This window comes from Halomonas sp. BC1 (assembly GCF_002078135.1).
GTDB lineage: Bacteria > Pseudomonadota > Gammaproteobacteria > Pseudomonadales > Halomonadaceae > Vreelandella > Vreelandella stevensii.
In genome coordinates this window covers 120,827-130,459 of sequence record NZ_LFGS01000017.1, presented here as the reverse complement: position 1 = coordinate 130,459, position 9,633 = coordinate 120,827, and the positions used below count along the sequence as shown (strand labels likewise).

Sequence of the window (9,633 nt, the reverse complement as noted above, 5' to 3'; positions counted from 1 at the left end):
TTTCATTCTTGCTTATGCACTGGTCATGAGCGAAGAAATTATCCACATGCGCAAGTCCAAGCCGGTGTTGGTGGCGGCGGGATTGATCTGGGCCATGGTGGCTTGGGTGTACGTGCAGGCCGGCATGCCTCATGAAGCGGAAGAAGCCTTCAAGGATACGCTGCTGGAGTACACCGAGCTGCTGCTGTTCCTGCTGGTGGCGATGACCTACATCAACGCCATGGAAGAGCGGCGTATCTTCGATTCGCTGCGCGCCTGGCTGGTGCGCAAGGGGTTCAGCTACCGAAGCCTGTTCTGGATTACCGGCTGTCTTGCGTTTGCCATCTCCGCGATTGCCAACAACATGACCACGGCCATGTTGATGTGTGCCGTCGTCTTGAAGGTGGCTGAGGGAGACAACAAGTTCATCAGCCTGTGCTGTGTCAACGTGGTGGTTGCTTCCAACGCAGGGGGCGCCTTCAGCCCGTTTGGCGACATTACCACGCTGATGGTATGGCAAGCCGGGCAAGTGCCGTTCGAAGGCTTCTTTGCGTTGCTGGTGCCCGCCATCGTCAACTTCATGGTGCCCGCGTTGATCATGAACTTCTTCCTCGTCAACCGTCAGCCCGCTGCCTTGACCGAGAACGTCTGGATGAAGCGCGGCGCGAAGCGCATCATCTTGCTGTTCCTGGTGACCGTGGCCATTTCGGTACTGTGCCATTCGATCCTGTATCTCCCCCCTGCCATGGGTATGATGTTTGGCCTGGGCCTGCTGCAGTTCTTTGGCTACTACCTGCGTCGCAGCCTGCCTCGCTCGCTGGAGCGCAAGCGCGAGCGCTACTCTCGCCGTGGCGATTGGCAAAAGCTGGAGCAACTGGGCAGCGTGGTGCCGTTCGATATCTTCAGCCGGATTGCGCGCTCCGAGTGGGACACGCTGCTGTTCTTCTACGGGGTCGTCATGTGTGTCGGTGGCCTGGGCTTCATGGGCTATCTCAGCCTGCTGTCTGAAACCCTGTACGGCGGCTGGAACCCGGTCTGGGCCAACGTGGTGCTGGGCCTGATTTCCGCCGTGGTGGACAACATCCCCGTGATGTTTGCCGTGCTCTCCATGGCGCCCGACATGAGCGAAGGCAACTGGCTGCTGATTACCCTGACGGCGGGGGTGGGCGGTAGCCTGCTTTCCATGGGGTCGGCCGCTGGGGTGGCGCTGATGGGCCAGGCACGGGGCATATACACCTTTGCCGTTCATCTGCGCTGGGTGCCTGCCATCCTGCTGGGCTATGTGGCCAGTATTGCGGCGCACCTGATGATCAACGCCAGCATGTTTTGAAAACCCACCGTTTGCCCAGCGCTGGCCGCTGGGCAGGCAAACAAAACGCCCCTTATCGAAGATAAGGGGCGTTTTGGTCAGTAAGCGGGTTGAAACTTACAAATCGTGACCGGTGACCACTTGGCAAATGTCGGCGAAGCTGCGGGCCATGGGTACTACCGTGGCATCGGCTTTCCCTTTGGCCTGTTTGCCCATGACGGCTTGAATGTCCGTGGCCGACACGATTCCCCGTACGCTGAGTTCGTGGTTGGCCGTTTGCTCGGTAATCAGCAGGTGTTGCTCGGCGAACGTTTCCATGGAACGCACCAGATCCTCGATGGTGAGCGCTGTCAGCTGCTCCAGCGGCATGGCGCTGAGTTTTTCCCAAGGCGTCATGATCATGGCAGCCGTCACTTCGGAACGTTCCAGATTACGCTGCTGCATGGCAATATTGATGCGCCGTGAGCCAATCACTTCCTTGGCCGACAGCACGCCGACGCAGTGATTCTGCTTGTCCATCACGAACAGCAGGCGAACACCGCCATGGCGCATCTTCAGGTGGGCTTCATCGATGGGCGTATCGCCAGCGACAGACTGTGGCACCACCTTGGTGAAATCGGTTAGAACCGACAGTGCTGGGCTATCGGGCGTCAACGTCTTGGCGGCCGGGGTAGTCAGCAGCGGGGTAGTGCCAAATTGGATAAGGGCTTTATGAGATTTCAGCAGTGAATTCATCGGGGGTACCTCCGTGGGGTGGGCAGCAGATCATTGACTGATTGCCTGCTCTGTACCTTCACAGTTGCACGGAATTCTTATCGAAATCTTAACAGCCAGAAACTGTTACATTTTTTCTCATTCTTTTGCCTGGCGCTGAGTCAGCGCATCTCTCGCCAACGTGGCGCGTACCCGCAGGCCTCCGCTGGGTGCATCCTCCAGTAACAGGGTGCCTCCATGGCGTTTCACGATGCGTTCGACGATCGACAAGCCCAGCCCAGCGCCCGCCCCGGGCCCTGCACGCTGAAAGCGCTCCACGACCCGGCTGCGTTCGCTGGGCGGAATCCCCTTGCCCTGGTCATCGACCATCAGCGTGATATGGTGATGGGACGCGCTCAGGTGCACTGTCACAGCCCCACCGGGTGGCGAGTGTTGAAGGGCGTTGCCCACCAGGTTCTGTACCAGGGTCTCGATGGCCCCGGGCTCCTCTTCCATGAGCCAGCTCTGCTGCTCCTCAACCACCATATGCAGCTGCTGGCGGCGCTCCGTGGCCAGCGGCAGGAGTTTCGCCAGGGTCTCCTGGGTCTCTTGGCGCACGTTGGCATGGCGGATCTCGGGCAGCGGCTCCTCTTCGGGGTCCAGCCTTGCCAGGGTCAATAGTTGGGCCACCAGCCGCGTCGAACGGGCCACGCCGCTGCGTAAATGGTGCAGCGACTCTTCACGATCCTCGCGGTTATCGGCGGCCAGCGCGTTTTGAGCGTGCAGGTCGAGAATCGCCAGCGGCGTACGCAGCTCGTGGGTGGCATCGGCGATGAAGCGCTTTTCGCGAATACGCATCTGCTGTAAACGTGCCAGTAAGCGGTTGAGTGCCCCAGCAATGGTATCCAGCTCCTGAGGAAGGGGCTGCAATGACAGCGGCTGGAGGTTGTTAGGATCGCGGCTGCGGATCTGTTCCGCCATGCGTGACAGCGGCGCCAGCCCCCAGCCAATCGACCACCACAGCAGCAGGGTGAGCAGAGGCAGGCCAATCAGGTCGGGTAGTAGCGTGCGCAGCGCCACTTCGCGGGTCAGCGCCGCGCGCACATCCTGGCGTTCGCTGACGATGACCCGTTTGTTGGCATCTGCCAGCGAAAGTACGTAGACCCGCCAGGTTTGCTCTCCCAGGATGGCGGTCGAATACCCGACCGGCTGGCTTACCAGCGGGGTCGTCGGGGCGTTATCGGAACGCAGCAGCAGCTGGTTGCCTTCCCACAGCTGAAACGCTAGCTGGTGGGTATAGCCATCGCTCAGATCCGGTGGTTCTGTGGCACCGGGCTGCAGTAAGGCGTTCTCCAGGCTTTGCAGTAGCAGCGTGCGGTCCTGAGTGGGCAAGGGGGCTTGTAGCAGGCCCTCCAGCAAACGGGCGTTTTGCGCTAGGCTGCGGTCGTGCAACTCTTCGATTTCCTGTGCCGCAAAGCGATAGCTGATGAAGCCGATGATGAACATGCTCACGCCGAATACCAGCAGCACGAGCCCTAGCGTGCGGCGACGAATGGAGCGCATCAGCTCTCCTTGCCCGTTTTTTCCATCACATAACCAATGCCCCGCACGGTGCGGATGGCATCCGCAAACAGCTTGCGCCGCAGGTGATGGATATGGACCTCGATGGCATTGCTTTCCACGTCCTCTTCCCAGCCGTATACCAGCCGGGCCAACGTATCACGGGTGAAGACGCGCCCCGGGTGGCTCATGAACTCCTGCAGCAGCGCCAGCTCGCGACGCGATAGGGGAATCGTCTGCTGCTGGTAGTGTACGGTGAGGGTTTGAGGGTTCAAGCTGATCCCCCGGCAGGAGAGCAGGCCGTTGGGCTGGCCCTGGCTGCGGCGTAGCAAGGCCCGCAGGCGCGCTTTCAGCTCATCCACTTCGAAGGGCTTGGTCAAATAGTCGTCGGCACCCGCGTCCAGCCCGGCAATGCGGCTCTCGACGGCGTCGCGGGCCGTCAGCACTAGAATGGGCACCTGGTGCCCCTGACGGCGCAGGGTTTGCAGCAGCTCGATGCCGTCCATGGTGGGCAGGCCCAGGTCCAGAATCACGGCATCGAACGGTTCGTTTTGCAGTGCGACCAGGGCCGTGTCACCATCGGTCAGATGATCGACCGTGTAATGCTCGGGCTTTAGCGCCATGCGAATGCCCGATGCCAGGCTAGGGTCATCTTCCACCAATAAAATTCGCATACTGACAGGCCACTCCTCTTGTTGTGTTGCGCCTGCTGGCGACAAGGCTATCTGGCATGTTCTCGACCCACCCGGCAACGTCGATCATGGTCTGCCCGGCGCAGCAACGGCGCGAGGCGCTGCTGCAGTTGGCTGCCGTCCACCATCCTGCCCAGCAGGCTGCGCTACAGCAGGCGCTGGTCAAGGCCAGCACACGGCCCGAGGGTTGGTCGGGCCTGTGGGTGGCTTGCCAGGCAGGGCGAGTCTGCGCTGCCGCCTGGGTAGAGTGCCAGGAAAACCGCATCGCGCAGCTATGGTTGCCCAAGCAGAATAACCAATTTGTCGAGCCCCTGCTAAGTCAACTGCACCGCTGGGTGGCGACCCAAGAGCTTGTGCTGTGTCACGTTGCCCTGGATAAGACCATGGCGAGCTGGGAAGCATCATTGCTGAACCTGGGCATGCAGCGGTTGGCCACCCTCGATCACCTGGCTTGGCACTGTCGGCCGGTTGCTCACGTGCGGGGGCTGCCACCGCTACGGCCGTTTGATGAGCTGACGCCCGCTCAGCAGCAGGCACTGGTCGAGCAGGTGGGGGAGGGCTCGCTGGATTGCCCTGCCTTGCGCGATGTATTGCCTGCGCAGGCTCTGCTGGAAGGCTTTTATCACCAAGCATCGAGCGCTTCCGAACACTGGTATTACCTGCAGGGGGAGCAGGGCCGCCATGCGGGCCTGCTGCTGCTGGATGCCAGCCCAGGCCGCGAGCACTGGAGCGTTCAGTTGATGGGGCTGGTGCCTGGCTGGCGCGGCCAGGGGCAAGGCAAGGCACTGGTGCGGCAAGCGCAGGCCATGGTGGCCCAGGCGGGCGCAAGCCAGTTGGCGCTGACGGTAGACCGTGACAACCTGCCCGCGCAGCGAGCCTATCGGCAGGCGGGGATGCTGCCTGCGGGTGAACATCAACTGCTGGGCTGGTGTGTCTTGCCCGCCACCGAGTTGAATTGCCGCGCTTAGTAGCATTTTCCTACCCTTTGTGTTCTCGGTATACTAACTCCAAGAGGCATGTCTTGGCGTTTCGGCGGCAGAGTGCGTAGTGACGCTGGTGCGCAGGGGTTCAGTGCTACATCTTCAAGCGTCCGGTTCCTGAGCACGGTTCCTGAGCTCGAGCTTCAAGCACGATTCTTAAGCACAACGTTTTATATAAAACTCAAAGAGGTGGTGAGAGTGAAATCTAAGCTGATCATGAGCGGGCTGGCGGCCCTCGGCGTCATGGCAGGCACATCGGGTGCTTATGCTCTGGACGACGCCGCACGTGACGCAATGGCTGAGCGCCTGGCACCAGTAGGCCAGCTCTGCCTCCAAGGCCAGGACTGTGGTACCGCATCGGCACCGGCGGCGGCAAGCGGTGGTGGCGACGAGATCGATGGCGCGGGCATTTACAACCGTATCTGCATGGCGTGTCATGAGACGGGCGCTGCCGGTGCTCCGGTACGTGGTGATGAAAGCGCCTGGGCCGAGCGTACCGAGCAGGGCTTTGCCACGCTGCTCGAGCACTCGATCAACGGCATTGGCGCGATGCCTGCCCGCGGCGGCAACCCCAACCTGTCGGATGCCGAAATGGAAGCCGCCACGGCCTACCTGCTGGAACCGGTGATGGACGTGCCTGAGCTGGGTGGCAGTGAAGAAGCGGCTGCCGAAGACGAGGGCGCCAGCGAGGAAGTCGCTGCTGCTGAAGAAGCCACCAGCGAAGACGAAGCCGTGGCCAGCACAGAAGAAGCCGCCAATGGTGGTAGCGATCTGGATGGCGCCGCGCTTTACTCCAGCGCAGGCTGTGTCGCTTGTCACGCCGCTGGTGTGGCCGGTGCACCGGTGCTGGGTGATGCGGATGCCTGGGCAGCGCGAATCGACAAAGGAATGGATGAGCTCTACGCCAGCGTGTTCAACGGCCTGGGCGTGATGCCGCCGCGCGGTGGCAGCAGCGCTTCCGATGAAGAGATCATGGCCATCGTCGACTACATGGTCGCCGAAGCCGAGTAATCCTTCGTTAGCGGATGCTCCAAACTATCCACAGGCGGGTTTTTCCTACCCCCTGTGGATATTTTTTTGTCTTGAAAACCCGCCTTCCTATCAAACGCCCTCAGCCCAGCAAGGAACGCAGTCCCGCAATGGCATCCTTGCCCCGAGCCTGCTTCTTGTCCGGGTCTTCCTTGTCGGCGCGGCCCTCCCACTCCAGGTCGTCGGCGGGCAGCTCATCCAGAAAGCGGCTAGGCTGGCAGTCCATCAGTTCGCCATACGCCTTGCGCTGGCGCGCCAGGGTCAGCGTCAGCGTCCGCCGGGCGCGGGTAATGCCCACGTAGGCCAAGCGGCGCTCCTCCTCCACGGTGCCCATCTCGATGGCGTTACGGTGGGGCAGCAGATCCTCTTCCCAGCCCATCAGGTAAACGTGGGGAAACTCCAGCCCCTTGGAGGCGTGCATGGTGAGCAGCTGCACGCGATCCGAGTCATCCTCTTCGGCCTGCTGCTCCAGGATGTCGCGCAACACCAGCCGCGAGATAGCGGCCTCGACGCTGTCGGTTTCCGTCTCGGTGCTGGCGGTACTTTCTTCCGGGTCGCGGTTCAGCGACTTTTCCAACTGGTCGATGAGGATCCATACGTTGGCCATGCGGCGCTCGGCAATGGTCGGGGCGCTGGCGTTCTGGTACAGCCATGCCTCGTAATCCATATCCCGCAGCATGTCGCGTATCGCGGCAATGGCATCGCCCTGGTCCATCCGTTTGCGTACACCATCGATGAAGTGCGTAAAACGCGACAGCCGCTCCACGGCGCGGGTGGGCAGCGTTTGCTCCAGGCCCAGCTCGTGGCAGGCGGAAAACAGCGAAATGGAGCGTTCGGTGGCGTAGTTGGCGAGCTTTTCCAGCGTGCCGGGGCCAATTTCACGCCGGGGCACGTTGACGATGCGCAAAAAGGCGTTGTCATCGGCGGGGTTGATCAAAAGCCGCAGGTACGCCATGGCGTCCTTGATCTCGTTACGCGAGAAAAACGACGTGCCGCCGGAGAGCTTGTACGGAATCTGGTAGTGCTGCAGCTTCAGCTCCAGCAGCCGCGCCTGAAAGTTGCCTCGGTAAAGCACCGCAAAATCGCGCCACTCGGCTTTTTCCTTGATGCGCCGGGTGAGCATCTCGCTGGCCACTCGCTCGGCTTCCGCCTCCTCATGGCGGTTCACCACCACGCGAATCGGCGCGCCGTCGCCCATCTCCGACCACAGGGTTTTGTCGTAGACGTGGGGGTTGTTGGCAATCAGCGTGTTGGCGGCGCGCAGTATCGTGCCGGTAGAGCGGTAGTTCTGCTCCAGCTTGATGACCTTCAAGCGCGGGAAATCCTCCCCCAGGGTGACCAGGTTTTCCGGCCGAGCGCCCCGCCAGGCGTAAATCGACTGGTCGTCGTCGCCGACCACGGTAAAGGTGGCGCGTTCGGCCATCAGCAGCTTCACCAGCAGGTACTGGGAAACGTTGGTGTCCTGGTACTCATCCACCAGCATGTAGTGGATTTTGCGCCGCCAGCGGGCCAGTGCTTCCGGGTCACGCTGCAAGAGCACCACGGGCAGCAGAATCAGGTCGTCGAAATCCACCGCGTTGTAGGCTTTCAGGTGGCGAACGTAGGCTTCGTACACCCGTGCCGCGAAATGCTCGTCGTCATCGGCAGCGAACGAAAGCGCATCCCCGGGCAGCACCAGGTCGTTCTTCCACTGGGAAATCTTGGCCTGAACGGCGTTGATCTGCTCGGCATCCACCTGAGCGTCCTTGTTCATCAAGTCCCGCAGCAGCGCCTTGGCGTCTTCCGGGTCGAACAGCGAAAACCCCGGCTTGTAGCCCAGCGTCTTCAGCTCGCCGCGAATGATGTTGAGCCCCAGGTTATGGAAGGTCGAGACCGTCAGCCCGTGGCCCTCCTTGCCCTTCAGCATCTGGCCCACCCGCTCTTTCATCTCTCGGGCGGCCTTGTTGGTAAAGGTGACAGCAGCGATTTTGCGCGCGCTCATGCCGCACTCTTTGACCAGATAGGCGATCTTGGTGGTAATGACACTGGTCTTGCCGGAGCCAGCCCCGGCCAGCACCAGGCAGGGGCCATCAATATAGCGTACTGCTTCCTGCTGGCGTGGGTTCAGCTTGGCCAAGCGCTGCTGAATCGACATCGCTTACTCCTTGGCGAGTTCGCTAGCACCGGCAAAGTCGAGCTGGCGCCAGGCTTCGAAGACGACCACCGCACAGGCATTGGACAAGTTGAGACTGCGGCTTCCGGGAAGCATGGGGATACGCAACCGCCATGTCTCGGGCAGGTCATCAAGCAGCGCCTGAGGCAAGCCACGGGTCTCAGGGCCGAACACCAATGCATCGCCCGGCGCATAGGCCGGCTGGTGGTAGCCGATACGCCCGCGGGTTGATACGGCGAAGATCCGCACTGGTGCCACGGCTTCGACAAAGCTTGGCCAGTCTCGATGAACGCGCAGTGCCGCCCACTCGTGGTAGTCGAGTCCGGCGCGGCGCAGGCGCTTATCATCAAGCACGAAGCCCAGCGGTTCGATCAGATGCAGGCGAAAGCCGGTATTGGCACATAGCCGGATCAGGTTGCCAGTATTGGGCGGGATCTCGGGTTCGAACAGTACGACATCAAGCATGGGTGCTTCCCGGCAGTTGGCGACTAGTTTAAAAGGGCTCTTCGTCGTTGGGTGTGGAATTCGCCCCCTGAGCTGGGCCAGGATATGACCTCTACGACGATAGGAGGTATGGCATGGATGGCACCCAGATTCTGGCCCTCGGCCTGGGCCTGCAAGCGCCCTGGATTCTCAAGGACCAGCACCTGGATACCTCCGTATCGCCCCACCGGTTGGACCTCTACGTCGAGGCCGAGCGGGGCAGCCTCTACCCCTGTCCTGACTGCGGCAAGGCCTGCCCGGCTCACGACTTCGCCGACAAGACCTGGCGGCATCTGAACTTTTTCCAGCACCACTGCTACCTGCACGCCCGCGTGCCTCGCACCAAGTGCCCCGAGCATGGTGTGAAACGCATCGAGGTGCCCTGGGCGCGCCCGGGCAGCGACTTCACCCTGCTGTTCGAGCAAGCGGCCATGTCGCTGGCCAAAGAGATGCCCGTGCTGGCGGTCTCTCGGCAGTTGGAGATCACCGACAAGCGACTGTGGCGCATCGTGCACTACTACGTAGGCCGCATGCTGGGGGAGCTGGACCTGTCCAGTGTGGCCACTGTCGGCGTTGATGAAACCGCCTCCCGGCGTGGCCAGCGGTACGTGACGGTGTTCCTTGATATGCAGCGCAAGCAGGAGTCCGTGATCTTCGCCGTCCCAGGCCATGGCAAGGAGGCCATCGAGGCATTCAGCGCCTTCCTGGCGGCTCATGGCGGCGACCCCAACAACGTGGTCGAGGTGGTCTGCGACA

9 protein-coding genes are annotated in these 9,633 nt (G+C 61.6%); 4 read left to right on the top strand and 5 right to left on the bottom strand.

The genetic code is table 11. From position 1 onward, the window contains the following. The coding region (gene nhaD / locus B7L72_RS13675; RefSeq protein ID WP_081195005.1) for a sodium:proton antiporter NhaD at positions 1–1,309 on the top strand (1,309 nt) is incomplete at its 5' end. Positions 1,310–1,405: 96 nt separating this feature from the next. Here the strand turns inward: nhaD and B7L72_RS13670 are convergent. From B7L72_RS13670 to B7L72_RS13660, 3 genes are all read right to left on the bottom strand, one after another. Further along, a complete protein-coding gene (locus B7L72_RS13670) occupies positions 1,406–2,023 on the bottom strand; it encodes a CBS domain-containing protein (RefSeq protein WP_081138495.1) in 618 nt (205 codons plus the stop codon). 117 nt (positions 2,024–2,140) lie between these two features. Further along, positions 2,141–3,544, bottom strand: a complete 1,404-nt coding sequence (locus B7L72_RS13665; RefSeq protein WP_081138497.1) for an ATP-binding protein — start codon at positions 3,542–3,544, stop codon at positions 2,141–2,143. After that, entirely contained in the window at positions 3,544–4,215 is a 672-nt protein-coding gene (locus B7L72_RS13660; protein ID WP_081138499.1) for a response regulator transcription factor, read from the bottom strand. The genes B7L72_RS13665 and B7L72_RS13660 overlap by 1 nt, the downstream gene beginning before the upstream one ends. A 56-nt stretch (positions 4,216–4,271) precedes the next feature. Here B7L72_RS13660 and B7L72_RS13655 point away from each other — a divergent pair, with 56 nt between their 5' ends. Beyond that, positions 4,272–5,201, top strand: a complete 930-nt coding sequence (locus B7L72_RS13655) for a GNAT family N-acetyltransferase (protein ID WP_081195003.1) — start codon at positions 4,272–4,274, stop codon at positions 5,199–5,201. Positions 5,202–5,411: 210 nt separating this feature from the next. Next, on the top strand, positions 5,412–6,224 hold the full coding sequence (locus B7L72_RS13650; RefSeq protein ID WP_081195001.1) for a c-type cytochrome: 813 nt from the start codon (positions 5,412–5,414) through the stop codon (positions 6,222–6,224). Between the two features lie 100 nt (positions 6,225–6,324). Here the strand turns inward: B7L72_RS13650 and rep are convergent, their stop codons facing one another. Further along, the gene (gene rep / locus B7L72_RS13645) at positions 6,325–8,376 is read right to left on the bottom strand and encodes a DNA helicase Rep (protein ID WP_081194999.1); all 2,052 of its coding nucleotides are present in this window, start codon (positions 8,374–8,376) and stop codon (positions 6,325–6,327) included. 3 nt (positions 8,377–8,379) lie between these two features. Beyond that, entirely contained in the window at positions 8,380–8,859 is a 480-nt protein-coding gene (trmL, locus tag B7L72_RS13640) for a tRNA (uridine(34)/cytosine(34)/5-carboxymethylaminomethyluridine(34)-2'-O)-methyltransferase TrmL (RefSeq protein ID WP_081138505.1), read from the bottom strand. 113 nt (positions 8,860–8,972) lie between these two features. On the opposite strand from trmL, the gene B7L72_RS13635 reads away from it, so the two are divergent. Beyond that, positions 8,973–9,633 (top strand): helix-turn-helix domain-containing protein (locus B7L72_RS13635; RefSeq protein WP_176212890.1); only part of this gene is annotated, 661 nt, incomplete at its 3' end.